The organism is Enterobacter cloacae complex sp. IR5441 (assembly GCF_049238215.1).
GTDB lineage: Bacteria > Pseudomonadota > Gammaproteobacteria > Enterobacterales > Enterobacteriaceae > Enterobacter > Enterobacter hormaechei_C.
This window is the reverse complement of sequence record NZ_JBMKIA010000025.1, coordinates 40,848-63,262: the sequence shown is the minus strand read 5'-3', so window position 1 is coordinate 63,262 and position 22,415 is coordinate 40,848. Positions and strand designations below refer to the sequence as shown.

At 55.1% G+C, this 22,415-nt stretch carries 26 protein-coding genes, 1 tRNA gene and 2 rRNA genes; 13 read left to right on the top strand and 16 right to left on the bottom strand.

Translation table 11 applies throughout. The annotated features are described in order from the left end of the window. Both ACOTX5_RS20490 and rrf read left to right on the top strand, forming a co-directional pair. Nucleotides 1–205, top strand: a 23S ribosomal RNA gene (locus ACOTX5_RS20490); the annotation flags it as partial. Between the two features lie 192 nt (nucleotides 206–397). Continuing rightward, nucleotides 398–513, top strand: a 5S ribosomal RNA gene (gene rrf / locus ACOTX5_RS20485). 107 nt (nucleotides 514–620) lie between these two features. Here the strand turns inward: rrf and ACOTX5_RS20480 are convergent. Both ACOTX5_RS20480 and ACOTX5_RS20475 read right to left on the bottom strand, forming a co-directional pair. Then, the gene (locus ACOTX5_RS20480) at nucleotides 621–1,238 is read right to left on the bottom strand and encodes a DUF2238 domain-containing protein (protein WP_026094410.1); all 618 of its coding nucleotides are present in this window, start codon (nucleotides 1,236–1,238) and stop codon (nucleotides 621–623) included. Between the two features lie 113 nt (nucleotides 1,239–1,351). After that, nucleotides 1,352–1,427 (bottom strand) — tRNA-Phe (locus ACOTX5_RS20475). A gap of 169 nt (nucleotides 1,428–1,596) precedes the next feature. On the opposite strand from ACOTX5_RS20475, the gene ACOTX5_RS20470 reads away from it, so the two are divergent. Both ACOTX5_RS20470 and ACOTX5_RS20465 read left to right on the top strand, forming a co-directional pair. Beyond that, nucleotides 1,597–2,442, top strand: a complete 846-nt coding sequence (locus ACOTX5_RS20470) for an AraC family transcriptional regulator (protein ID WP_032652259.1) — start codon at nucleotides 1,597–1,599, stop codon at nucleotides 2,440–2,442. A 37-nt stretch (nucleotides 2,443–2,479) separates the two neighbouring features. Continuing rightward, entirely contained in the window at nucleotides 2,480–3,070 is a 591-nt protein-coding gene (locus tag ACOTX5_RS20465) for a LysE family translocator (RefSeq protein WP_047726879.1), read from the top strand. On the opposite strand, the gene ACOTX5_RS20460 is transcribed toward ACOTX5_RS20465, so the two are convergent. From ACOTX5_RS20460 to aspA, 5 genes are all read right to left on the bottom strand, one after another. Further along, nucleotides 3,067–3,642, bottom strand: a complete 576-nt coding sequence (locus ACOTX5_RS20460) for a transcriptional regulator (RefSeq protein ID WP_017383972.1) — start codon at nucleotides 3,640–3,642, stop codon at nucleotides 3,067–3,069. The genes ACOTX5_RS20465 and ACOTX5_RS20460 overlap by 4 nt on opposite strands. A gap of 49 nt (nucleotides 3,643–3,691) precedes the next feature. Then, nucleotides 3,692–5,395 (bottom strand): protein-disulfide reductase DsbD, encoded by a 1,704-nt coding sequence (locus ACOTX5_RS20455; protein ID WP_045911897.1) that lies wholly within the window; start codon nucleotides 5,393–5,395, stop codon nucleotides 3,692–3,694. After that, nucleotides 5,371–5,694, bottom strand: coding sequence for a divalent cation tolerance protein CutA (gene cutA, locus ACOTX5_RS20450; protein WP_003855908.1), 324 nt, complete (start codon nucleotides 5,692–5,694; stop codon nucleotides 5,371–5,373). The genes ACOTX5_RS20455 and cutA overlap by 25 nt, the downstream gene beginning before the upstream one ends. A 113-nt stretch (nucleotides 5,695–5,807) precedes the next feature. Beyond that, nucleotides 5,808–7,109 carry an anaerobic C4-dicarboxylate transporter gene (locus ACOTX5_RS20445; protein ID WP_003855921.1) on the bottom strand — a complete coding sequence of 434 codons (1,302 nt, stop codon included), beginning with the start codon at nucleotides 7,107–7,109 and terminating at the stop codon, nucleotides 5,808–5,810. 116 nt (nucleotides 7,110–7,225) lie between these two features. Then, complete coding sequence (gene aspA, locus ACOTX5_RS20440) at nucleotides 7,226–8,662, bottom strand: aspartate ammonia-lyase (RefSeq protein WP_015572444.1); 1,437 nt, start codon at nucleotides 8,660–8,662, stop codon at nucleotides 7,226–7,228. Nucleotides 8,663–8,997: 335 nt separating this feature from the next. Between aspA and ACOTX5_RS20435 the strand changes: the two genes are divergently transcribed. Further along, the gene (locus tag ACOTX5_RS20435) at nucleotides 8,998–9,462 is read left to right on the top strand and encodes an FxsA family protein (protein WP_003855925.1); all 465 of its coding nucleotides are present in this window, start codon (nucleotides 8,998–9,000) and stop codon (nucleotides 9,460–9,462) included. Between the two features lie 23 nt (nucleotides 9,463–9,485). Here the strand turns inward: ACOTX5_RS20435 and yjeH are convergent, their stop codons facing one another. Then, the gene (gene yjeH, locus ACOTX5_RS20430; RefSeq protein WP_017383970.1) at nucleotides 9,486–10,733 is read right to left on the bottom strand and encodes an L-methionine/branched-chain amino acid transporter; all 1,248 of its coding nucleotides are present in this window, start codon (nucleotides 10,731–10,733) and stop codon (nucleotides 9,486–9,488) included. A 178-nt stretch (nucleotides 10,734–10,911) separates the two neighbouring features. On the opposite strand from yjeH, the gene ACOTX5_RS20425 reads away from it, so the two are divergent. Both ACOTX5_RS20425 and groL read left to right on the top strand, forming a co-directional pair. Then, on the top strand, nucleotides 10,912–11,205 hold the full coding sequence (locus tag ACOTX5_RS20425) for a co-chaperone GroES (RefSeq protein WP_003855929.1): 294 nt from the start codon (nucleotides 10,912–10,914) through the stop codon (nucleotides 11,203–11,205). A 39-nt stretch (nucleotides 11,206–11,244) separates the two neighbouring features. Beyond that, complete coding sequence (gene groL / locus ACOTX5_RS20420) at nucleotides 11,245–12,891, top strand: chaperonin GroEL (RefSeq protein ID WP_015572446.1); 1,647 nt, start codon at nucleotides 11,245–11,247, stop codon at nucleotides 12,889–12,891. Nucleotides 12,892–12,956: 65 nt separating this feature from the next. On the opposite strand, the gene iadA is transcribed toward groL, so the two are convergent. The 3 genes from iadA to ACOTX5_RS20405 are packed head-to-tail and all read right to left on the bottom strand — an operon-like array spanning nucleotide 12,957 to nucleotide 15,236. After that, nucleotides 12,957–14,120 (bottom strand): beta-aspartyl-peptidase, encoded by a 1,164-nt coding sequence (gene iadA, locus ACOTX5_RS20415; protein ID WP_063438915.1) that lies wholly within the window; start codon nucleotides 14,118–14,120, stop codon nucleotides 12,957–12,959. A 10-nt stretch (nucleotides 14,121–14,130) separates the two neighbouring features. Then, complete coding sequence (locus tag ACOTX5_RS20410; protein WP_015572448.1) at nucleotides 14,131–14,592, bottom strand: YjiG family protein; 462 nt, start codon at nucleotides 14,590–14,592, stop codon at nucleotides 14,131–14,133. Then, a complete protein-coding gene (locus ACOTX5_RS20405) occupies nucleotides 14,589–15,236 on the bottom strand; it encodes a nucleoside recognition domain-containing protein (RefSeq protein ID WP_015572449.1) in 648 nt (215 codons plus the stop codon). The genes ACOTX5_RS20410 and ACOTX5_RS20405 overlap by 4 nt, the downstream gene beginning before the upstream one ends. A gap of 233 nt (nucleotides 15,237–15,469) precedes the next feature. Here ACOTX5_RS20405 and ACOTX5_RS20400 point away from each other — a divergent pair, with 233 nt between their 5' ends. After that, nucleotides 15,470–15,823, top strand: coding sequence for a DUF4156 domain-containing protein (locus ACOTX5_RS20400; protein WP_003855938.1), 354 nt, complete (start codon nucleotides 15,470–15,472; stop codon nucleotides 15,821–15,823). A 65-nt stretch (nucleotides 15,824–15,888) separates the two neighbouring features. Here ACOTX5_RS20400 and epmB read toward each other — a convergent pair whose 3' ends face one another. After that, nucleotides 15,889–16,917: an EF-P beta-lysylation protein EpmB gene (gene epmB, locus ACOTX5_RS20395; RefSeq protein ID WP_023295789.1), complete on the bottom strand. Its 1,029-nt coding sequence runs from the start codon at nucleotides 16,915–16,917 to the stop codon at nucleotides 15,889–15,891. A gap of 40 nt (nucleotides 16,918–16,957) precedes the next feature. Between epmB and efp the strand changes: the two genes are divergently transcribed. From efp to ecnB, 3 genes are all read left to right on the top strand, one after another. After that, nucleotides 16,958–17,524: an elongation factor P gene (efp, locus tag ACOTX5_RS20390; RefSeq protein WP_003855940.1), complete on the top strand. Its 567-nt coding sequence runs from the start codon at nucleotides 16,958–16,960 to the stop codon at nucleotides 17,522–17,524. A gap of 57 nt (nucleotides 17,525–17,581) precedes the next feature. After that, the gene (locus tag ACOTX5_RS20385) at nucleotides 17,582–17,713 is read left to right on the top strand and encodes an entericidin A/B family lipoprotein (RefSeq protein WP_015572451.1); all 132 of its coding nucleotides are present in this window, start codon (nucleotides 17,582–17,584) and stop codon (nucleotides 17,711–17,713) included. A 108-nt stretch (nucleotides 17,714–17,821) separates the two neighbouring features. Beyond that, nucleotides 17,822–17,968 carry a lipoprotein toxin entericidin B gene (gene ecnB, locus ACOTX5_RS20380; RefSeq protein WP_003855942.1) on the top strand — a complete coding sequence of 49 codons (147 nt, stop codon included), beginning with the start codon at nucleotides 17,822–17,824 and terminating at the stop codon, nucleotides 17,966–17,968. A gap of 37 nt (nucleotides 17,969–18,005) precedes the next feature. Here ecnB and ACOTX5_RS20375 read toward each other — a convergent pair whose 3' ends face one another. Continuing rightward, nucleotides 18,006–18,605, bottom strand: coding sequence for a helix-turn-helix transcriptional regulator (locus ACOTX5_RS20375; RefSeq protein ID WP_032104122.1), 600 nt, complete (start codon nucleotides 18,603–18,605; stop codon nucleotides 18,006–18,008). A 262-nt stretch (nucleotides 18,606–18,867) separates the two neighbouring features. Between ACOTX5_RS20375 and sugE the strand changes: the two genes are divergently transcribed. Continuing rightward, nucleotides 18,868–19,185, top strand: coding sequence for a quaternary ammonium compound efflux SMR transporter SugE (gene sugE, locus ACOTX5_RS20370; protein ID WP_015572453.1), 318 nt, complete (start codon nucleotides 18,868–18,870; stop codon nucleotides 19,183–19,185). Here sugE and ACOTX5_RS20365 read toward each other — a convergent pair. Then, on the bottom strand, nucleotides 19,182–19,712 hold the full coding sequence (locus ACOTX5_RS20365) for a lipocalin family protein (protein ID WP_045911896.1): 531 nt from the start codon (nucleotides 19,710–19,712) through the stop codon (nucleotides 19,182–19,184). The two genes, sugE and ACOTX5_RS20365, sit on opposite strands and share 4 nt — an antisense overlap. A 158-nt stretch (nucleotides 19,713–19,870) precedes the next feature. After that, entirely contained in the window at nucleotides 19,871–21,016 is a 1,146-nt protein-coding gene (locus tag ACOTX5_RS20360) for a cephalosporin-hydrolyzing class C beta-lactamase ACT-17 (protein ID WP_017694683.1), read from the bottom strand. A gap of 132 nt (nucleotides 21,017–21,148) precedes the next feature. Between ACOTX5_RS20360 and ampR the strand changes: the two genes are divergently transcribed. Beyond that, complete coding sequence (gene ampR / locus ACOTX5_RS20355; protein WP_003855952.1) at nucleotides 21,149–22,024, top strand: LysR family transcriptional regulator AmpR; 876 nt, start codon at nucleotides 21,149–21,151, stop codon at nucleotides 22,022–22,024. Nucleotides 22,025–22,053: 29 nt separating this feature from the next. Here the strand turns inward: ampR and frdD are convergent, their stop codons facing one another. Continuing rightward, on the bottom strand, nucleotides 22,054–22,413 hold the full coding sequence (gene frdD, locus ACOTX5_RS20350; protein WP_000609653.1) for a fumarate reductase subunit FrdD: 360 nt from the start codon (nucleotides 22,411–22,413) through the stop codon (nucleotides 22,054–22,056). Nucleotides 22,414–22,415: the final 2 nt, after the last annotated feature.

Here is a 22,415-nt window from a genome sequence, read left to right as displayed (position 1 = left end):
ATGCCAATGGCACTGCCCGGTAGCTAAATGCGGAAGAGATAAGTGCTGAAAGCATCTAAGCACGAAACTTGCCCCGAGATGAGTTCTCCCTGAGACCTTGAGTCTCCTGAAGGAACGTTAAAGACGATGACGTTGATAGGTCGGGTGTGTAAGCGCAGCGATGCGTTGAGCTAACCGATACTAATGAACCGTGAGGCTTAACCTTACAACGCCGAAGGTGTTTTGGCGAAGAGACAGACACGATTTTCAGCTTAGATTCAGAGTCCGAAGGATTTTGCGCTGAGACAAGGCGGCAAACGAAGGAAAGGAAGGAGCATACTGAGGTATGTGACTGACTTTACGAGAGCAGCCAACGCAGTATCAGTGCGAAAGACACAGGACAGAGCACAAGAATTTGCCTGGCGGCTGTAGCGCGGTGGTCCCACCTGACCCCATGCCGAACTCAGAAGTGAAACGCCGTAGCGCCGATGGTAGTGTGGGGTCTCCCCATGTGAGAGTAGGGAACTGCCAGGCATCAAACAAGTGAAGAGGCCATCCGGAAGGATGGCCTTTTTGCGTTTGTTTGTTGAAAAACGGCAGGCCGGGTAAGGCGAAGCCGCCACCCGGCAACTCAGAGCGTACTATCCCTGACAAACATTCAAACGAAGCAATTGCCGCTGATGGAAACGCCCAAGGATCAGCACCGTCGTTAACGCACCAAGCAGCGCGCAAAACATATCAGACTGGGTATCCCATGGATCGCCCTGCGTCCCCAGAAAATCATCCGCACCCTGTCCCATTGCCAAAGCTGCCCACCACTCAATGAGTTCATAGGTGGCGCTAATGGCCAGAGCAACACAGCACACCAGAAATCCCGTCATCTTATGTCCACGAACATACCCACCGCGCAGCAGAATTTCTCGCGCTGCCAGTGCGGGAACCAGCCCCTGGAAGAAGTGACCGAGCTTGTCATACGGATTTCGGCTAAGCCCGAGCATCTCCTGAACCTCAAAACCAACCGGAACCTTTGCATAGGTGTACATACCACCAACCATCAGAATGATGGCGTGGAAGAAAACCAGGGTATAGAGAAGGGGAGTGAGGGGGTATCGCCGGTGCGTGGCAAGCAGAAGTGGGATGATGATAATGACGGGCGTCACCTCCATCAGCCAGGTGATGCGATCGCTCGTGAACAGGCCGGTATAAAACAGGATCAACAGCAGGAGCAGTGACCCGACTTTTAAAGCAGATAAGGTCATATCATTTTCATTGTCAGGGAAAAAAATCACTATTACCTGACAGAAGGGAAAATTCAATGCGTAGCGGATACAGAAAAGCAAAAACCCAGCCATAGGCTGGGTTCTTTAAATAGTGGTGCCCGGACTCGGAATCGAACCAAGGACACGGGGATTTTCAATCCCCTGCTCTACCGACTGAGCTATCCGGGCAACGGAGCGCATTAAACCGCAATCGCGCGCGATCGTCAACATTATTTCGGGAAAAGCTGTTCAACTGCTTAAGTTTGCGGCAATCTGTCCGTTTGTGCCCTGGAATTGCACAAATCTTCCAGACAGTTCAGGCAAGATGTGACAATGCTGGCGGTAAGAGGAGGGCAGTATGGCAAACGACTGGCTTGAGCTGCGTCAGCATGCAGAAACAGGTATTGAGACAATTAAGGCGCATTTCGAAGGACATGCCTTTGATCCCCACTGGCATGATAGCTATCTGGTCGGAATAACCCTTTCCGGCACCCAGCAGTTCCACTGTCGCCGTGAACGCCACCGTAGCCAGCCGGGCGATGCTTTTTTACTTGAGCCCGGGGAGATCCATGACGGTGATGCGCCGATAGAGGGGGGCTTTACTTATCTGACCTTTTATCTGGATGAACACTGGCTCACCCGTACGCTTCAAGGGCTGTACGACTCTACTCCCGGGAGCTACACCCTCCACTTTGCCCAAACGCTGACGCGAGAGCCTCAGTTGGTGCGCGCTATCGGTGATACATTTGCCTCGTTGCATAACGATGAAATGAAGATCGTCCAACAGAGCACAATGGATAACCTGCTCTCTCAGATCACTGCCCACTGCCACTGGCGTAAGAAACTCCCGTCTCAGTTACAAAGCTCCGCCGTGGCGCATCGTGCCCGCGACTATCTCTATGCGCATATCGGCGAGAACGTGGGGCTGTCAGACCTTGCCCGTGAGACGGGTACGGACCGCTTTACGCTCACCCGCTGTTTTAAGCGCGAATTTCACCTGGCACCGCACGCCTGGCTTATCCAGCTGCGCCTGGCAAAGGCCCGACAGATGCTGGCGTGTGGGGAACTGCCTGTTGATGTTGCGGCGGTAGTGGGTTTTGCCGATCAAAGCCATCTTGGTCGCTGGTTCCAGCGGGCATACCGTATTTCTCCGGCACACTACCGTCGGTTGTGCACAAACCTTCCAGACGTTTCCAGAAAATAACGGCACATTCGTGGCTCTAATAAAAAAGGAGTCACCTGTGAATTTATTACCCTTCCTGCTGTTTGCATTTGTCGCCTCGATTACACCGGGGCCAACCAATATTCTGGTACTGGCTAACAGTCAGCACTTTGGCGTAAAAAATACGGTTCCTGCGATCCTGGGCGGGTGTATTGCCGCCAGCGCTATTGTTCTGGTTTCAGGTGCTGGGGCAGGAGAAGTGTTACGCCAGTATCCGCTGATACGTCAGGTAATGAGCTGGGCGGGCGTGCTGTGGCTTTCCTGGATGAGCTGGCAGCTGTTTAGCGCCCCGGCCGCGAATCTCTCCTCCAGACGCCATGTCCGGTTTACCGCGCGGGCGGCGGCGTTATTACAGGTTGTAAACCCAAAAACGTGGATGATGGCGCTGGCAGTTGTCAGCCTGTTTGCTCCGGCAAGCGACCATGCATTTCGGGATGTTGCGCTGATGGCGCTATGGTTTCTGGCGATCTCCGTGGCTTGTTTGTTGTGCTGGGCGTGGCTGGGGAAGGCGGTGAACCGGATTTTCCGCACCACCGTGGCGATGGTGCGATTTCAGCGCGCGATGGCGATGTGCTTGTTTATTTCCGCCTGGACGGGAATGCTGGCTTAGGTCAGTGCACCACCCATACGACACTGCGCGAACCGCAAAATATCTTCCGCCAGACGGTGCGCCGTATCCACATCCGCCTGGCTACGGTTCACCAGCATGCGGCTCAGGCAACCTTCCAGCACCAGCTCCATCTGCTTCGCGACCATTGCCGGATCATCCACTTCAAGTGTGGTCAGCAGCTCGTGTGTGAACTCGTGCGCGGCACGTTTTTGCTGATCTGCCAGTTGATGGATGGGGTGTCCGGGATCCGGATAGTAGGTGCAGGCGGCGATAAACAGACAGCCTGGGTAACGGTTGTTGGTTACACACTCCGTCAGTGCGGTATAGCGCGCCAGCAGCTTTTGCTCGGTGGTCAGCTCTTCATTCAGCATCAGCTGCCTGCGCCAGATATCCACCTGCTGGCTGAGATAGCGCAGGGCATCGTACAGCAGCGCCTCTTTATCCGGCCAGAAGCGCTTAAGTTCATCCAGAGGGTAATCGATACGGTCGGCGACCATCTCAAGCGTGGTGCTGGCGATCCCTTGAATCTCAAGCAATTGCAGGGCTTGTCCCAGTACGTCTTCGCGTTGCACGGTTATCTCCTCCGCTATTCCCAACGGTTTGTCCCGTCTAAAGTGTTGTTTACGGTTGGCGATTGCGCAAATGCGCGTTGAATGTCGTCGCGTCCATAAACCCGGTTACACGCTGCGTCGGCTGTTCTTCCCCCTGTTCATTGAAGAACAGGATGGTAGGCAGCCCGAGCACATTAAGTTGCTTCAGTAGAGCCTTATCCTGCGCGCTGTTGGCGGTAACGTTCGCCTGGAGCAGAACGGTATCGCTCAGCGCATGTTGTACCTGCGGATCGCTGAAGGTGTATTTTTCAAACTCTTTGCAGGCCACGCACCAGTCGGCGTAGAGATCGAGCATGACCGGTTTGCCTTTCGCCTGCGCCAGGGCGCGGTTAAGGTCATCCACGTTCTTAATCTGTATAAAATTCAGATGAGCCTGCGTTTGACCTGCCGGGGTGCCAAACGCCCAGTCCTGGAGTGGACGGACGCTCACCAGCGCGGCCGCCAGCAGAAGGATCTGTAGCAGGCGCATCCACGGCTTCTTCGCCCCCAGACTCACGATAAACGCCCAACTGAAGAAGGCCACGCCGAGCATCGCCCACAGACGTGTACCCCACACATCACCAGTGATGCGCTCAAGCAGGAATACCGGTAGCGCCAGAATGACAAAACCAAACGCGGTTTTCACCGTCTCCATCCACGGTCCGCTCTTCGGCAGCAGACGATTGCCAAACACCGTCACCAGGATCAGCGGCAGGGCCATGCCGAGCGCGTAGAGGTACAGCGTGCCGCCGCCGAGCCACAGGTTGCCGCTCTGAGCAATGTATAACAGGATGGCGCTCAACGGCGCAGTGGTGCAGGGGGAGCAAATCAGCCCGGCGATGGCACCCATGGCGAACACGCCGCCCGCAGAGCCACCCTGCTGACGGTTGCTCATCAGCGTCAGACGGGTTTGCAGGGAAGAGGGCAGTTGCAGGGTGAACAGGCCAAACATCGACAGCGCCAGCAGAATAAACACCGCTGACAGTCCGATAAGCACATAAGGGTGCTGAAGGGCGGCCTGGAACTGCAACCCGGCAGCGGCGACCACAAGGCCGAGCGCCGTATAGGTTAACGCCATGCCCTGCACATAGATAAAGGCCAGCAACAGCGCGCGGGTAGTGGAAAGGCGTTGTTTACCGCCGAGCACGATGCCAGAGATAAGCGGGTACATGGGCAGCACGCAGGGCGTAAAGGCGATGCCGATACCAATCAATAACGCCCAAAGCGCTGAGAACGGAAGGTCTGAAGCGGCTTTGCCTTCACCCCTCACACTGGCCATTTCCCCTGAGGGGTGAGGGGAGGCCGCCGCTTTCACTTCGCTAAGCGGAACGACCTTTGTTTCAGGGGGATAGCAGAAGCCCGCATCGGCGCAGCCCTGATACGTCACCGTCAGGGTAGCGCCTTTATCCGCCTGATTCACCGTGACGGGCACGCTTAAGCGCTGACGATAAATTTCACTCTTACCGTAGAACTCGTCCTCGTGCCACTCGCCAGCGGGCATCTGCAATGCGCCGACGTTCGCCTTTGCCGGCGTGATGCTGACCTGCTTGCGATAGAGGTAGTAACCCTCTTTCACCTGCCAGGTGAGACTGAGATCGTGCTGGTTTTGCTGAAAGTCGAAAACGAACGCCTGGTCGGCAGGAATAAAGTTCGAACGGCCGGGTGTGTCAAACAATCCGGCAAAAGCTGACGTGCTGCACAGCAGCAGGATCAGCGTAATGAAGCGTTGAGCCATGAGAGATAATCGTTATCGCCGTGGACCACTGGCAGAACCAGCAGCTCCGGGGTTTGGTATGGATGATGAGACTTGAGGCAGTCGAGGAGCGCCTGCTGGTTTGTCAGGTTAGTTTTGAGCAACATCTGGACTTCGTACTCTTGCTCCAGCTTACCTTCCCAGTAATAAAGGGAGGTGGCACCGGGAAGAAGTGTGACACAGGCAGCCAGTTTTTCGGCCAGCACTTTGGCGGCCAGATCCTGGGCAGAAGCTTCATCAGGGGCGGTGCACAGTACAACAACAGCATCAGGCGTGTTCACAAGTCGACCTCCTCATCACGAAAGTCTTCACTATATCACGCAAGGCGGTTGGTCATTAATGAAACGGGCCGCAGAGCGGCCCGATTTTAACTATTTTTACAACGGCTAATCGTTTACAGCACAATGCCGCCGATGATAAAGCCGAGGATCACGCAGAGCGTAATCGCCACCACGCCCGGGATCAGGAACGCGTGGTTAAACACGTATTTACCAATACGGGTTGAGCCGGTGTCATCCATCTCAACCGCGGCCAGCAGGGTTGGGTAGGTGGGCAGAACGAACAGGGCGGAAACCGCTGCAAAAGAGGCAATCGCCGTCAGCGGCGTCACGCCCAGCATTAGTGCCGCAGGCATCAGCGCTTTGGTGGTCGCAGCCTGGGAGTACAGCAGCGTCGCGGCAAAGAACAGCACTACCGCCAGCAGCCACGGATAGTTGTGCAGCAGGTCGCCTGCAACGGTCTGGATATCGCTAATGTGCGCTTTCACAAAGGTATCACCGAGCCACGCCACGCCCAGCACGCACACGCAGGCGCTCATACCGGATTTGAAGGTGCTGGCGTTCAGCACTTCGCTGGTGTCGATTTTACAGGTGATGCTGATCAGCGTCGCGATGGTCAGCATAAATACCACAATGGCTTCGTTACGCGGCAGAACCGGGTTCTGGATCAGACCTACCGTATCGCTGATGGCGGTCGCGTAGAACATCACGGCGACGATACCAATCAGGAACAGCAGCACGGAGCGTTTTGCATGCGGCTTCAGCTCGAAGACCTGGCTACCGCGCAGGCTCACTTCACCTTTTGCCAGACGCTCCTGGTAAACCGGATCGTCTTTCAGCTCGGCACCGAGGAAGTTACACAGTACGGCAGTGATCATTACCGCAATCAGCGTGACCGGAATACAGATTGCCAGCAGCGTCAGGTAGCTTACGCCCATCGGCTCAAGGATACCCGCGAAGAAGACCACCGCCGCGGAAATAGGCGAGGCGGTAATCGCAATCTGGGAGGCGACCACGGCAATAGAAAGAGGGCGAGACGGGCGAATACCCTGCTCTTTCGCCACTTCGGTGATTACCGGCAGCGTGGAGAAAGCGGTATGGCCGGTACCGGCGAGAATGGTCATAAACCAGGTCACCAGTGGGGCAAGGAAGGTGATGTATTTCGGATGGCGACGCAGCATTCGCTCCGCCAGGCTCACCAGGTAGTCCATACCGCCTGCGACCTGCATAGCCGCGATAGCAGCAATAACCGCCATGATGATTTCGATAACGTCAAAAGGGATTGCGCCGGGTTTAATCTGAAAGATCAGGGTAAGTACAAGCACCCCGAGACCGCCGGCAAAACCGATGCCGATACCCCCGAGTCGTGCGCCCAAATAAATCGCCAACAGGACGATGACGAGTTCTGCTCCAAACATAAAGACCTGCCTTGCTCATTAACAAGTTGATATTGAATTGTTGTGTTTTGGTAACGCCCATAAAGAAAAAAGGCACGTCACAAGTGACGTGCCTTTCGGAAGCTTAGCCTGAACGGTTACTGTTCGCTTTCATCGGTATATCGTTTCGCTTTATATGCCGGGTGCATCAGGTTCTGAGCGGAGAAGATATCGTCCAGTTCGGCTTCGGTCAACAATCCTCGCTCGAGAACCACCTCACGCACGCTCTTACCGGTTTCGGCACAAATCTTCCCGACGATATCGCCGTTGTGGTGGCCGATGAACGGGTTGAGGTAGGTGACGATGCCGATGGAGTTATAGACGTAGCCTTCACACACTTCTTTATTCGCGGTGATGCCGTTGATGCATTTTTCCAGCAGATTGTAGCAGGCGTTGGTCAGAATATGGATAGATTCAAACATTGCCTGGCCAATCACCGGCTCCATCACGTTCAGCTGGAGCTGACCGGCTTCGGAGGCCATGGTGACGGTCGTATCGTTACCAATAACCTTGAAGCACACCTGGTTCACCACCTCTGGCACCACCGGGTTCACTTTAGCTGGCATGATGGATGAACCCGCCTGCAACTCTGGCAGGTTGATTTCATTCAGGCCAGCGCGCGGACCGGAGGAGAGCAGGCGCAGGTCGTTACAGATTTTGGACAGTTTCACCGCCAGACGTTTCAGGGCGCTGTGTACCATCACATAGGCGCCGCAGTCTGAGGTGGCTTCAATCAGGTCTTCCGCAGGCACAACCGGCAGGTTGGACACTTCAGCCAGCTTCTGTACTGCCAGCTGCTGATAGCCATCTGGCGTGTTCAGGCGTGTACCGATGGCGGTTGCGCCCAGGTTAACTTCCAGCAACAGTTCGGACGTGCGCAGCAGGTTTTTCGTCTCTTCGTTCAGCAGCACGTTAAACGCGTGGAATTCCTGTCCGAGGGTCATTGGCACCGCGTCCTGCAACTGGGTACGGCCCATTTTCAGGATGTCCTGGAACTCTACGGCTTTACGCTGGAAGCCATCGCCCAGCTGATTAATCGCGTCGACCAGTTTGACGATAGAGGCATACACCGCGATGCGGAAGCCGGTTGGGTAGGCGTCGTTGGTGGACTGACATTTGTTAACGTGATCGTTCGGGTTCAGGTACTGGTATTCACCTTTCTGATGACCCATCAGCTCCAGGCCGATGTTTGCCAGCACTTCGTTGGTGTTCATGTTGACGGAGGTGCCCGCGCCGCCCTGATAGACGTCAACCGGGAACTGATCCATGCATTTACCGTTGTTCAGCACCTCATCGCACGCGGCGATAATCGCATTTGCAGCGCTTTTAGGAATGGTTTGCAGCTCTTTGTTCGCCAGAGCCGCGGCTTTTTTTACCATCACCATGCCACGCACAAATTCAGGGATGTCGCTGATTTTGCTGTTGCTGATGTAGAAGTTTTCAATCGCTCTCAGAGTGTGAACACCATAGTAGGCATCCGCTGGAACTTCCCTGGTACCCAACAAATCTTCTTCGATACGAATGTTGTTTAACATGTGAACCTTCTTTTCAAGCTGCCGATGGATTGTACTAAACACACAGTATATATGTGGTTTTGAATATTTTATGACCGACGATTATTCCCTCAATCGGCCAGATGTTCGAGATCATATGCTGATGATAGCGAATTGCCGTAAGCTGGATCACTTATTATCGACCCGATTTCATGATAATTATTAATCTGTGAAATATGTCACCGCTTTAATATTTCCAGAAAAAATATCCGTGCAAACCGATTGAATTTTGGCTAACCGCCACCATTTCTTATCTACGCGCTTCGCGAACACATTCAGTCAGGGGCCTGAAGGCACCTGCCACACAGGAGATGCCAGTGCGCTGGATACCATTTATTGCTTTCTTTCTTTATGTTTACATTGAGATTTCGATTTTCATTCAGGTTGCCCATGTGCTGGGCGTCCTGCTGACGCTGATTCTGGTGATCTTCACCTCCGTCATTGGCATGTCGCTGGTGCGCAATCAGGGTTTCAAAAATTTCCTGTTAATGCAGCAGAAGATGGCCGCAGGCGAAAGCCCGGCAGCCGAGATGATCAAAAGCGTGTCGCTGATTATTGCTGGCCTGCTGCTGATCCTGCCTGGTTTCTTCACCGACTTCCTCGGCCTGCTGTTGCTGTTGCCGCCGGTGCAGAAGCATCTGACCATGAAGCTGCTGCCGCACCTGCGTTTCAGCCGTATGCCAGGCGGTGGTTTCAGCACCGGCCCGGGGGATACCTTTGAAGGGGAATACCAGCGTAAGGATGAGCAGCGCGACCGGTTAGATCATAAAGACGATCGGTGAGTTTGTGGCCCGGTGGCGCTCGCTCACCGGGCCTGCGGCTTTTGCCGCTTCGGTAAAAACACCCACAGCCCCGCCAGCATGACGATGGCGTACACACTCTTCCATCCCACCATCGCCAGCAGCATCAGGCACAGGACACACCCGACAGCCGCCAGCGCCTTAAAGCGTCCTTTCAGTAGCCGACAGCCCGCCAGCATGCACAGCAGGTAGATCATGATGAAAATACCGTTGGCGTAGACAATCAGCGCGTCAAGGTTGATGTCGAGGAGATAAATGGCCAGGGAACTCACCACGCAGCAGCCCAGTACGGTATTCAGCGCATTCACCGGAAGCTGACGCTTTGACAGGCGTGAGAGGGGGCTATCCGGTTTATAAAGTGCCTGAGACCACACCAGCCGGGCGAAGCTCTGAATATAGATGTTGAGGCTGGCAAAGCAGGCGAGATAGCCAATCACGCAGGCTACCCACAGGGCCTTAACGCCAAACAGCTGCACCACGATGCCCGGCAGCGACGCGGCGGCGGCTTTCTCTTCACCGAACGCGTTGAAGTGCAGCACCAGTACGGTACAGGCCCAGTACACGGTACCCGCCAGCAGCAGGCCAATCATCAGGGCGCGGGGGAAATCACGCTCGGGCTGTTTAAACTCGGATGCCAGATGAGCGAACGCCTCCAGACCGACGAAACACCAGAACATAACGGATAGTGCAGCGAAAAGCTGTGCGTGGTCGATGTCGTTAATCGCGGGGAAAGGAATATCCGCCACGGTAATGTCACCCGCAAACCAGATGGCGACGATCAGCGCGACAATTAACACGGCGACCAGCGTTTGCAGATTGGCGCTGGAACTGGCCCCGCGTGAGCCTACCCACCAGACAATCGCCAGCGTACCGAGTTCAGCCAGCAGCAACTGTTCATCGTGCCAGCCAAACAGCGCCTGTCCGAAGCCGGTTGCGATATGCAGGGCTGCCGGAAGGCCAACGGGTATCACCGACAAAAATAGCCAGCCGGTGACGCGCTCCATCCGCGGCCCAAACGCCATGCCGACAAAATGCGCTACGCCGCCTGCGCTCGGGAAGTGCCGCCCGAGTATGGCAAAGACAATCGCCACCGGAAACACCAGTACGATCAGCACCGGCCATGCCCAAAGACTGTTATTGCCGGCAACCAATGCCGCCAGCGCGGGAACCGCAAATACCCCCGTGCCTAATAAAGACGTTGAGAGTAAGCCAATGCCCTGCGCCAGCCCCAACTCCTGCCTGAGTCCACTCATTTACCTCGTCCCGCCACCATCAAAAGAGAGTGGATGGTAACACTTTCGCAAATTTTTTTTCGATTACCCCTTGAAGGGGTAAAAAGCTATCCCCATCTCTCAGGGCACTAGCCGGAAAACCGCATGCGGACCGGCGTCATCCATAACTGATAATGACTTTCTCAAAGGAGAGCTATCAATGAGTATTCGTCCGTTACATGATCGTGTGATCGTCAAACGTAAAGAAGTTGAAACCAAGTCTGCTGGCGGCATCGTTCTGACCGGTTCAGCAGCAGCAAAATCAACGCGTGGCGAAATCATCGCTGTCGGTAAGGGCCGCATCCTGGAAAACGGAACTGTGCAGCCACTGGACGTTAAAGTTGGTGACATCGTCATTTTCAACGATGGCTACGGCGTGAAATCCGAGAAGATCGACAATGAAGAAGTGTTGATCATGTCCGAGAGCGACATTCTGGCAATTGTTGAAGCGTAATTAACGCACGAAACTGTACGAATTTGAGGAAATAAGAACATGGCAGCTAAAGACGTAAAATTCGGTAACGACGCTCGTGTAAAAATGCTCCGCGGCGTAAACGTACTGGCAGACGCAGTGAAAGTCACTCTGGGCCCGAAAGGCCGTAACGTAGTGCTGGACAAATCCTTCGGCGCGCCAACCATCACCAAAGATGGTGTTTCTGTTGCACGTGAAATCGAGCTGGAAGACAAGTTCGAAAACATGGGCGCACAGATGGTGAAAGAAGTTGCCTCTAAAGCGAACGACGCTGCCGGTGACGGTACCACCACCGCGACCGTACTGGCGCAGGCGATCATCACCGAAGGCCTGAAAGCCGTTGCTGCGGGCATGAACCCAATGGATCTGAAACGTGGTATCGACAAAGCTGTCGCCTCTGCTGTTGAAGAACTGAAAGCGCTGTCCGTACCGTGCTCTGACTCTAAAGCCATTGCTCAGGTTGGTACTATCTCCGCTAACTCCGACGAAACCGTAGGTAAACTGATCGCTGAAGCGATGGATAAAGTCGGTAAAGAAGGCGTGATCACCGTTGAAGACGGTACTGGTCTGGAAGACGAACTGGACGTGGTTGAAGGTATGCAGTTCGATCGCGGTTACCTGTCTCCATACTTCATCAACAAGCCAGAAACTGGCGCTGTTGAGCTGGAAAGCCCGTTCATCCTGCTGGCTGACAAGAAAATCTCCAACATCCGCGAAATGCTGCCAGTGCTGGAAGCCGTTGCGAAAGCAGGCAAGCCGCTGGTAATCATTGCTGAAGACGTTGAAGGCGAAGCGCTGGCGACTCTGGTGGTTAACACCATGCGTGGCATCGTGAAAGTGGCAGCGGTTAAAGCACCTGGCTTCGGCGATCGTCGTAAAGCGATGCTTCAGGATATCGCTACCCTGACTGGCGGTACCGTGATCTCCGAAGAGATCGGTATGGAGCTGGAAAAAGCGACCCTGGAAGACCTGGGCCAGGCGAAACGCGTTGTGATCAACAAAGACACCACCACCATCATCGACGGTGTGGGTGAAGAAGCTGCTATTCAGGGCCGTGTTGGTCAGATCCGTAAGCAGATCGAAGAAGCAACTTCCGATTACGACCGTGAAAAACTCCAGGAGCGCGTAGCGAAACTGGCAGGCGGCGTAGCGGTAATCAAAGTCGGTGCGGCTACCGAAGTTGAAATGAAAGAGAAGAAAGCACGCGTTGACGATGCCCTGCACGCGACCCGTGCTGCGGTAGAAGAAGGCGTGGTTGCTGGTGGTGGTGTCGCGCTGGTGCGTGTAGCCGCTAAACTGGCTGGCCTGACTGCTCAGAACGAAGACCAGAACGTGGGTATCAAAGTTGCGCTGCGCGCGATGGAAGCTCCTCTGCGTCAGATCGTGTCCAACGCCGGTGAAGAGCCGTCTGTGGTTGCGAACAACGTGAAAGCGGGTGAAGGTAACTACGGTTACAACGCGGCAACTGAAGAATACGGCAACATGATCGACTTCGGTATCCTGGATCCAACTAAAGTGACCCGTTCTGCACTGCAATACGCGGCATCTGTAGCTGGTCTGATGATCACGACCGAGTGCATGGTGACCGACCTGCCTAAAGGCGACGCGCCTGACTTAGGTGCTGCTGGTGGTATGGGCGGCATGGGTGGCATGGGCGGCATGATGTAATCATGTTGTTCTGAACCTCTCAGAACGAACCCCGGGCAGCAATGCCCGGGGTTTTTTATTGTCTTCTACTCAAACGTGCCTTTCACGCACACAACGCCTCCACTCACCATCTGGCGGCCTTTCGCCCAGACCTCACGGATCTTAAGATCATCGGTCAGCACCAGGACGTCGGCATCGCATCCGGGCGCGATCCGCCCTTTATGCTCCAGGCCGAGAAACTCCGCCACGTTACGCGTAAACGGCAGAAGCGCCTCCTCCAGCGGCAGGTGATACCGGCCGACCAGCTGCTGTAGCGTCTCAAGCAGGGACTCAAATCCCGCCACGCCAATGCCAACAAGATTACCATTTGCGTCAAAATTCGGCTGGCTGCCGTTGCCATCCGAGCTGAGCGTGAGCCGGTTAAACGGCACCTGTGCTTCACGGGCCGTCGCGATAGCGGTGGCGGCATCAACAGGCTCGCTGATGCTGGTGGTGATGTCGATGTACCCCCCTTCGCGGGCATAGTCCAGTGCGGCGTGGAACAGTGCCTGGGCGCGGTTGACGTGAGTTGGCAGCAGCTTCGTACGGGGCACGTCGGCGTTATTCAGGATGTTAAGCAGCGGCTCCAGCAGTTTCGGGCTGTTGCCGAGGTGAAACACGGATATCCCCGCTTTGGCGCCCAGCAGCCCGCCGACGCGTGACTGGGCGGCCATATTCGCGAGCTGGTCATCTGCCGGCGCGGAAGAGCGATGGTCGGAAATCGCGCATTTCACGCCAATGATTTTATCAATCAGCGCCACATCCTTTTCGATACTGCCGGTAATCGTCGGAGAAGGCAGGCCATACGCGCCTGTCAGCATCCACGTGCTGATCCCTTCATGCTCAAGCGCCCGCGTTTTCGCCAGCAGCGACTCGGGATGGCGGGTCACGCCGTCGGTGCCCAGCAGGCCAACAACGGAGGTGATGCCAGCCGCCACCAGCGCAGACAATCGCACCTCTGGCGTCCGGGTGTGGGGACCGGCTTCACCGCCGCCGCCAATCAGGTGTACATGCTGATCGATAAACCCCGGACAAACCACCGCTCCGGCGAGATCGCTTTCAGGACAGTCTGGCCTCGTTGTGGCGTGGCCCGTTTTTTCGACTGCGACGATTTTTCCTCCGGCAATCAGCAGATCGCAATGCCCAAGATCCTCGGGAGCGTAAAGCTGCGCATTGCGGAAAAGGTGCGGTTCCAGCACTGAAAAATCCATTTTTATCTCCTCAGAAGAGTAGCTGCATCACCCACATTGAGAGCAGGGCGTTAATGACGCAGATAGTGATGATGTGCGGATAATACTTCGGGTTGACGCCTGCGGTGCCAAGGCAACGGCCCGTGTTTTGCACCGGATTACCCATCAGATAGATGGCGGGCAGCAGGATGGTGGCATCGTGACCGTTGAGCGTGCCGGCAGCGACCAGACTGGCGCAGACCCCCACACCGCCGCCCATGCTCATTACCGAGGCCAGAAGAACCGTTGCCGCCGCACCCGGAAGCCCCCACAGGGCCATGATGGGCTCGCATACCCTGCCGACAATATCCAGCAGGCCGGTTACCTTGAGCGCCTGAATGATGACAAACGCCATGACCACGTTCGGCAGCAGGCTGGTGGTGGCGATGGTAAAGCCGCGGCGGGCGCCATCGATAAACAGGTCCATGATATTTTTACGCGGCTGGGCGATCATCTTTCCTCCTGAACGCGGCGAACTTCCATGTGGGCGATCCACAGTCGCAGGAAGTTCGCGCCAACAAATTTGAACACCAGAATGACGGCAAGCGGCGTGATCACCGGGACGGTAATAAAGGTAAAGAGTGCGGCACCAGAAGAAAAATAGTTGGTAATAATGGCGCTACCGCTGGTCTGGAAGGTGGCGAAAATGGCGCGTTCATGGTCAGTAATCGCCCCTTCGTCAGTCAACTCTTTGGTCATCCCTGCGGCTGCATCGGTATTTTGCAGGTTGGCGATAAGCGCCAGAGAGCAGATGCCCGGCACGCCGAGCAGCGGGCGCAGAATGGGCGTCATGAGCTGTTGTGCGGCGCGCAGCCCGCCCAGCCCCTCGGTAACGGCAATGATCCCGAGCGATAAAATGACCGAGGGCGCCAGTTCAAGGGCAAACAAAAACCCGTCTTTCGCTCCTGTGCCGCCCTCACCGCGAAACGTTAGCGCGCCGTTCACCGGTCCAAAGCTGCCGTTCAGCACGGTGAAATCCAGCACGCGCCACCATTCGGTACTTTTGGCGAAAAAACCTGAGAAAAATACGATGGTGAGCACGAACGCCAGATAGCCCACCCAGGTTACTTTTTCCTCTCCTGAGGATGATGCACTCATGAAACCCCCTTTTTTGAGTCGCGTACAAAAGTTGTACGTCGCATCACTAAAAACGATCGGGGGCTAAAACACGATATCCCAAAGGTTATTATCAGAATTCATTTAAGATGTCGGAGGAGTGCGAGCGGAATCTGGCTCGCAGAAATGCTCAGCATTTTTCTTTTGGTCATCTTTTTAGTATAAGGTTTACACGCGGACAACTACTGTCCAGCTTATTGAAAACGAGGAATAACATGCGCATAAAAGTCTGTGCAGGGATTGTAGGTGCAGCATTGCTGCTGGCGGGTTGTAGCACCAGCAATGAGCTGACGGCAGCGGGCCAGAGCGTTCGCTTTGTGGAAGATAAGCCGGGCAGCGAATGCCAGCTGTTAGGCACCGCCACTGGCGAGCAAAGCAACTGGATGTCGGGGCAGCACGGCGAAGAGGGCGGCTCTATGCGCGGTGCGGCCAATGCCCTGCGTAATCAGGCTGCGGCAATGGGCGGCAATGTGATTTACGGGGTGAGCAGCCCGACGCAGGGGATGCTGTCCAGCTTTGTGCCAACCGCCAGCCAGATGAACGGCCAGGTCTATAAGTGCCCGAACTGATATAACTTTTTGATGGCGCTGCCGCTTTATCTCCAGGGCAGGTAAGCGTAGCGCTACCTGCCTTTTTACTGCTGCCGCAGCTGCAAATCCAGCGGCGTCTTACTCGGCTCTCCGCCAATCTCACGTGCCAGCTTCGGCACCATATAACCCGAAACCAGCGTTAACAGCTCGCGCATAATCTTCCGGGCCTCTTCATCTGTCACCATGAAGTGCGCCGCGCCCTGGACGCGATCCAGAACATGCAGGTAATAGGGCATTACGCCCGCATCAAATAAGGCATTGCTGAGATCGGCCAGCACGCGGGCGCTGTCGTTCACGCCGCGCAGTAATACGCTCTGGTTGAGCAGCGTCACGCCTGCCTTTCGCATACGCGCCATCGCCGCACGAAAGTCCGCGTCAATTTCATTTGCGTGGTTGATATGGTTCACCAGCAGCACCTGCAAACGGGACTGCTCCAGGCGCGTGACCAGGGCGTCGGTGATACGCGCCGGGATGACGATCGGTAAACGGCTGTGAATGCGCAGACGCTTAATGTGCGGGATGGTCTCAAGCTGAGTCAGCAGCCAGTCCAGCTCATGATCTTTTGCCATCAGCGGGTCGCCGCCGGAAAAGATGATTTCATCCAGCTCCGGGTGCGCCGCGATGTAGTCCAGTGCCACCTGCCAGTTGCGTTTATTGCCCTGATTTTCGGCGTACGGGAAGTGGCGACGGAAGCAATAGCGGCAATTTACCGCGCAACCGCCCTTAACCAGCAGCAGGGCGCGATTACGGTATTTATGCAGCAAACCCGGTACGACACTGTTTTGCTCTTCCAGCGGATCGGTGCTGTATCCGGGGGCGGTAATAAACTCATCCTGAGAGGTAAGCGTCTGTTTTAATAATGGATCATCAGGGTTACCCTTTTCCATTCGGGCAACAAACGCGCGGGGAACGCGCAGGGCGAAAAGGCGCTTCGCCTCACGACCTGCACGCAACGCTTCGTGCTGTTCGAGGTCTAAAAGACGCAGCAATTCATCAGGACTGGTGATTACATCGGCAAGTTGCGATAACCAATCTTCTCTGGACGGGGTGTTTAGGGTTACAATATGCGCCATTTTGTGGCTTAGCTACCAGTTAACAAATTTAGAGGGCCTTATGGCAACGTACTATAGCAACGATTTTCGTGCTGGTCTTAAAATCATGATGGACGGCGAACCGTACGCGGTTGAAGCCAGCGAATTCGTTAAACCAGGTAAAGGCCAGGCATTCGCACGCGTTAAGCTGCGCCGCCTGCTGACCGGTACCCGTGTTGAGAAAACCTTCAAATCTACTGACTCCGCTGAAGGCGCTGATGTTGTCGATATGAACCTGACTTACCTGTACAACGACGGTGAGTTCTGGCACTTCATGAACAACGAAACCTTCGAGCAGCTGTCTGCGGACGCGAAAGCGATTGGCGACAACGCCAAGTGGCTGCTGGATCAGGCTGAGTGCATCGTTACCCTGTGGAACGGTCAGCCTATCGCGGTTACGCCTCCGAACTTCGTTGAGCTGGAAATCGTTGAAACCGATCCAGGTCTGAAAGGTGATACCGCAGGTACTGGCGGCAAGCCTGCCACCCTGTCTACCGGCGCGGTGGTTAAAGTGCCACTGTTCGTACAGATCGGTGAAGTGATCAAAGTGGATACCCGCTCCGGCGAATATGTATCCCGCGTGAAGTAATTTACGTCATGATTAAAGGCGCAGCGCCCGCTGCGCCTGATTTTGCAGGCAGGGAAGATGAAACGTACCGTTAAAATTCTGCTTCTGTTAGCGTTCTCCAGCGCAATTCTCTCCGGTTGTAACACCGCGCGTGGCGTGGGCGAAGATATTCAGGATCTCGGCCATATCATTTCCCATGCGGCCAGCTAATTCCGTCTAATTTTCCTAAAAATTCTTCCTTTTCCGTCAAACGACAAGATCTTGTCTATTCTTAAGTTGCTATACACAAAATAACTTTGGCTATAAAAGGAAGATATTATGGTTAAGAAAACAATTGCAGCGATCTTTTCTGTTCTGGTGCTTTCTTCGGTACTGACTGCATGTAACACCACCCGTGGCGTAGGGGAAGATATCTCCGACGGTGGTAACGCGATTTCTGGCGCAGCAACTAAAGCTCAGAACTAATGAAAGCGACGGTACGGCAGCTAACTTCACCGTACCGTCAATTCTCCACTTCCTGTAGCGATAAAAACGGGGAGTAACGCGTATCCATATGAAGCTTCATGCGGATATTGCGTTTGTACGTATACACCGTTTTTCCGTTAATGCGCAGATTGCTGGCAATTTTCTGGTTGCTCGCACCATCCATCCACAGGGTCAGTACTCTCTCTTCCTGACGCGTCAGTAACGGTGCCGCCATTTCCGGAAGCTCCGCGCTTACGCATGTCGTTAGCGCGTCGTTTATCACCGCCGCCAGTTTTTCCAGATCGGTATTTTTGGAGAGTGAAGACCATATCGGGAACTGCGCAAGATAATCTGTCATCTCCTGCTCCTGCCCCGATTGCAGCATAATAAAAGGCAATGTTTCGCTGGCAATAAGCAGGGAAGATAGCTGCTGAAAATGGTGTAAATCCTGCCGGAAGCCCGATAAATCAGCGATGACCAGCGCAGGTTTCCATTGCAGGATATGCTCTCTGGCGAGGAAAAGATTATTTACCCCGGTTACGACGAAATGACCCGAAAACAGGTCTGAATGATTGAGCCAGGCTTCAAATCCCGTGCGGGTGAAGTGACAACGGTCAATCAAAAGAATTTTGAACATATAATTTTCGCAGTCGGCTAGTGGTTTGGCTTCCTGCCATCAGAAAGCCTATCATCATAGAGAAGTCGGATGAGTCATAAATGCCTGAACTCCGTGCCTTACTGAGGCTATTTCTTGCCTTAACGTGTTCAGCAGAAAAAGTTTGAAAAAAAATTCCATGCTAACCAAAATATAAGGCGCAACCTCAGCCTTGCGGGACGACCCGTAAGCGCTTCATTCATCGGGGACGGCCCCAACTTGTCGTTAAGTTAAGGAGCCTGATATGTCCTGGATCGTTCTTGTTATTGCCGGTTTGCTCGAAGTGGTATGGGCAATTGGCCTGAAATATACCCATGGTTTTACCCGCCTGACGCCCAGCGTCATCACTATCGCCGCAATGATTGTCAGTATCGTCATGCTGTCATGGGCGATGCGAACCTTGCCAGTCGGAACGGCTTACGCTGTCTGGACTGGAATTGGCGCGGTAGGGGCTGCCATTACCGGCATTCTGCTGCTGGGGGAGTCTGCGAGTCTGGCGCGCATCGCCAGCCTCGCGTTAATCGTCGCGGGTATCATCGGGTTAAAACTCAGTACGCACTAATGCAGCTGTTTTACCCAGATTAATTTCGTCACGTCAAACCCTTGCCGGGTCGCTATGTCCAGCATCTGCTGTTTCATTTCCGTCGAGATCGTTGGCGTGCGGGAGAGGAGCCACAGATAGTTGCGATCCGGCCCACACACCAGCGCATGGCGGTACTCTCTGTCCAGCGCAATGACGTTATACCCGCCGTAGAATGGGCCGATGAAAGAGACTTTCATGGCCGCGCGGTTAGACGCGCCGGTGAAATAGGCCTGACCAACTGACTGCTGCCACATCTGGCGATCCGGGTTATAGCCGCGGTTAATGACCCGGATCCCGCCGTCATCCATCGCGCTGTAGCTGACCGTGACTTTTTCTAAGCTCCGTTCGAACTGATGGTCCATTCGGGCGATTTCATACCAGGTGCCGAGGAAGCGCTGTGCGTCGAAATTACTGACTACCGTGACGCCAGGCGGAGGAGTAGGGGAACTGCAAGCAACCACTAAAAACGCGGCTGTTACTGCGGCAATAACAGGCAGAATGCGCATAGGAGTTTCCTTACTGTTTTTTGTTAAGTGTAGATGACAGCAAGGAAAATGCGGGAGATTGTGCAGGGTGTTTTGCCGGGTGGCGGCTTCGCCTTACCCGGCCTACAAAGTTCACGCGTTGTGTAGGCCGGGTAAGCGCAGCGCCACCCGGCAATGTTTTACTGTAGCGCCTCGAGGATATGGTATGCCGCCTCAACGCGTGCCGGGTTCGGATAGCTTGTATTCGCGAGCATCACAATACCGATCTGCTTTTCAGGAATAAAGGCCACGTAGCTGCCAAACCCGCCAGTAGAGCCCGTTTTATGGACCCAGGACGCTTTGACCGGGGGAGCCGGTGGATTCACTTCTGCCACGGGCAACGGCGCCAGCGCTACCTTACTGTCGCTGCCCTCGACCACCGTGTTGGCCTCCACGGGCCAGTTGAGCATCTCCCAGCCCAGACCCTGATACATTGACCCGATACGCCAGTAGCGCGACTGCGCCAGCGCGATGCCCTGCTTAAGTGAGGCATCAGCAACGTTCTCCGGCGCCATGTTTGCCATGACCCAGTTCGCCATATCCTGCACGTTGGTTTTCACGCCATAGGCTTGTGCATCCAGCATACCCGGCGAAACGCGCACCGCTTTACCGTCACGATAGCCCCAGGCGTAATGTGCCTCTTCCGCTTTCGGCACGTTAATCCAGGTATGGTCCAGCTTGAGCGGCTTAAGGACCCGCGTCGTCATGGCCTGCTCATAGGGCATGCCAGAAGGTTTGACCGCCAGCGCACCAAAAAGACCGATGCTGGCGTTGGCGTAAAGACGCGTTGTGCCAGGCTTCCACTGCGGCTGCCAGTTTTGATAAAAGCGCAGCAGGGAGGCGTTATCCGTGACCTCATCCGGTACCTGTAGCGGCAGGCCGCCAGCGGTGTAGGTGGCGAGATCCAGCATACGAATACCCTGCCACTGCTTGCCCGTCAGCTGTGGCCAGTATCTGGTCACCGGATCGTCCAGCGAAATTTCACCGCGAGCAATGGCATCCCCACCTAAAACGCCGGTGAAGGTTTTACTTATAGAACCCAGCTCGAACAGGGTCTGAGGCGTAACGGGTTTATTCGCCGCGATATCGGCCTTGCCAAACGTGTAATAGTGCGGTTTTCCCTGATAAATAACGGCCACCGCCATGCCTGGAACAGACTGGGCTTTCATCAGCGGGGTAACCGTATTCGCTACCACCTCCGCCAGCTGTTTTTCTGACACTGGCGTGGCGAGAGCAGAGCAAGAGATGCCGAGCAGCAGGGCGCAGCAAAGGGATTTTTTCATCATCAGTAATCTTCCGTAATAGCGAGTCAAGGGGATGTCCGGGCCCGTCAGACAGGCGTAGTCTGTTGGATTTGACTGTGCCTGACAAACGGTTAAATTTAGCATTAGCTGTTAATTTTTCTAACGGAAGCGACCATGACGCGAAGCTATCTCCCCCTCAATTCGCTTCGGGCTTTTGAGGCCGCCGCAAGACATCTCAGCTTTACGCATGCGGCCATTGAACTGAACGTGACGCATTCGGCTATTAGCCAGCATGTGAAAACGCTGGAGCAGCACCTGAACTGTCAGCTGTTCGTTCGCGTGTCGCGCGGGCTGATGTTGACTACCGAGGGCGAAAATTTACTGCCGGTGCTGAATGATTCGTTCGATCGTATAGCCGGAATGCTGGATCGCTTCGCTAACCATCGTGCGCAGGAGAAGCTGAAAATCGGCGTGGTGGGTACGTTTGCCACCGGGGTCTTATTCTCGCAGCTGGAGGATTTTCGCCGTGGCTATCCGCACATCGATCTTCAGCTTTCCACCCATAACAACCGCGTTGATCCGGCTGCCGAAGGGCTTGACTATACGATCCGCTACGGTGGCGGGGCGTGGCACGGTACCGAGGCTGAATTTCTTTGTCATGCGCCGCTCGCGCCGCTGTGTACGCCTGATATCGCCGCCAGTCTGCACAGTCCGGCCGACATCCTCAGGTTTACGCTGCTGCGCTCCTACCGACGCGACGAGTGGACCGCGTGGATGCAGGCGGCCGGCGAGCATCCCCCTTCGCCAACGCACCGCGTGATGGTATTTGATTCGTCCGTGACCATGCTGGAGGCCGCTCAGGCAGGGGTGGGTATTGCTATTGCGCCTGTCGATATGTTTACCCATCTGTTAGCCAGCGAGCGCATTGTGCAGCCCTTTGCGACGCAGATTGAGCTTGGCAGCTACTGGCTGACCCGATTGCAGTCCCGGGCAGAAACGCCAGCCATGCGCGAATTTTCCCGGTGGCTGGTGGAGAAGATGAAAAAGTAAAAAGCCCGCCGGATGGCGGGCCTGTTCAGTCAGATGGTGACCACGGCAATCAACGTGACGACCGTCAGAATGGTCGCCAGACCGTAGAAGACCCATTTACCGCTTGGCACATGGATTTTCAGATCGTGCATCGCATGGTGGATACGGTGCAGACCACACCACAGCGGCAGGACGATCATCAGGAAGATGAACACGCGGCCAATAAAGCTGCTCGCAAAGGCCAGTACGCGCTCATAGCTCAGCGCATCGCCCGGGAACAGCCCCAGCGGCAGCATTATCCCGACCAGCAGGATAATGACCGGGGCAATAATGGCGCTCCACATGCCGCCTGCGCCAAACAGCCCCCAGAAGACCGGCTCGTCTGAACGTTTTGGATTTGGATTGATCACAG

Bases quoted from the DNA above. Each gene is read 5' to 3' on its own strand.
- ACOTX5_RS20480 (WP_026094410.1), bottom strand. From the start codon at position 1,238: ATGACCTTATCTGCTTTAAAAGTCGGGTCACTGCTCCTGCTGTTGATC.
- ACOTX5_RS20470 (WP_032652259.1), top strand. From the start codon at position 1,597: ATGGCAAACGACTGGCTTGAGCTGCGTCAGCATGCAGAAACAGGTATT.
- ACOTX5_RS20455 (WP_045911897.1), bottom strand. From the start codon at position 5,395: ATGGCTCAACGCTTCATTACGCTGATCCTGCTGCTGTGCAGCACGTCA.
- ACOTX5_RS20445 (WP_003855921.1), bottom strand. From the start codon at position 7,109: ATGTTTGGAGCAGAACTCGTCATCGTCCTGTTGGCGATTTATTTGGGC.
- aspA (WP_015572444.1), bottom strand. From the start codon at position 8,662: ATGTTAAACAACATTCGTATCGAAGAAGATTTGTTGGGTACCAGGGAA.
- yjeH (WP_017383970.1), bottom strand. From the start codon at position 10,733: ATGAGTGGACTCAGGCAGGAGTTGGGGCTGGCGCAGGGCATTGGCTTA.
- ACOTX5_RS20425 (WP_003855929.1), top strand. From the start codon at position 10,912: ATGAGTATTCGTCCGTTACATGATCGTGTGATCGTCAAACGTAAAGAA.
- groL (WP_015572446.1), top strand. From the start codon at position 11,245: ATGGCAGCTAAAGACGTAAAATTCGGTAACGACGCTCGTGTAAAAATG.
- iadA (WP_063438915.1), bottom strand. From the start codon at position 14,120: ATGGATTTTTCAGTGCTGGAACCGCACCTTTTCCGCAATGCGCAGCTT.
- ACOTX5_RS20410 (WP_015572448.1), bottom strand. From the start codon at position 14,592: ATGATCGCCCAGCCGCGTAAAAATATCATGGACCTGTTTATCGATGGC.
- ACOTX5_RS20405 (WP_015572449.1), bottom strand. From the start codon at position 15,236: ATGAGTGCATCATCCTCAGGAGAGGAAAAAGTAACCTGGGTGGGCTAT.
- ACOTX5_RS20400 (WP_003855938.1), top strand. From the start codon at position 15,470: ATGCGCATAAAAGTCTGTGCAGGGATTGTAGGTGCAGCATTGCTGCTG.
- epmB (WP_023295789.1), bottom strand. From the start codon at position 16,917: ATGGCGCATATTGTAACCCTAAACACCCCGTCCAGAGAAGATTGGTTA.
- efp (WP_003855940.1), top strand. From the start codon at position 16,958: ATGGCAACGTACTATAGCAACGATTTTCGTGCTGGTCTTAAAATCATG.
- ACOTX5_RS20385 (WP_015572451.1), top strand. From the start codon at position 17,582: ATGAAACGTACCGTTAAAATTCTGCTTCTGTTAGCGTTCTCCAGCGCA.
- ecnB (WP_003855942.1), top strand. From the start codon at position 17,822: ATGGTTAAGAAAACAATTGCAGCGATCTTTTCTGTTCTGGTGCTTTCT.
- ACOTX5_RS20375 (WP_032104122.1), bottom strand. From the start codon at position 18,605: ATGTTCAAAATTCTTTTGATTGACCGTTGTCACTTCACCCGCACGGGA.
- sugE (WP_015572453.1), top strand. From the start codon at position 18,868: ATGTCCTGGATCGTTCTTGTTATTGCCGGTTTGCTCGAAGTGGTATGG.
- ACOTX5_RS20365 (WP_045911896.1), bottom strand. From the start codon at position 19,712: ATGCGCATTCTGCCTGTTATTGCCGCAGTAACAGCCGCGTTTTTAGTG.
- ACOTX5_RS20360 (WP_017694683.1), bottom strand. From the start codon at position 21,016: ATGATGAAAAAATCCCTTTGCTGCGCCCTGCTGCTCGGCATCTCTTGC.
- ampR (WP_003855952.1), top strand. From the start codon at position 21,149: ATGACGCGAAGCTATCTCCCCCTCAATTCGCTTCGGGCTTTTGAGGCC.